A 298-nucleotide genomic window follows, 5' to 3' on the forward strand; every position below is an offset into this window, starting at 1 on the left:
TACCTCTAATGTCTACGGTTCGGGATACCACCGCCCGGCAAAAGAAGACGAACAGGTAGATATCAATGATCCGCGCGCCTACTCATCCAGTAAGATCGCCGCAGAAAGGGAATTGATCGGCATGCAGCAAAACCAGGGATTTGACGTACGTATCCTGCGTCTTGGCTTTGTTTACGGTGATAAAGACCCGCACATCGCCGAAATTATCCCATATATTAAAAAGCTGAACATGCATTCAGGATCGCGCATGCATATGGTCCATCACCTGGATGTCGCGCAGGCACTGGTCCTGCTACTG

General features: G+C 50.0%; 1 protein-coding gene. It reads left to right on the plus strand.

The features are described 5' to 3' along the window. A partial coding sequence (locus AAHB90_RS32655; RefSeq protein WP_342089515.1) for an NAD-dependent epimerase/dehydratase family protein occupies window positions 1-298 on the plus strand: 298 nt, incomplete at both ends.

The organism is Dyadobacter sp. OTU695 (genome assembly GCF_038440355.1).
GTDB lineage: Bacteria > Bacteroidota > Bacteroidia > Cytophagales > Spirosomataceae > Dyadobacter.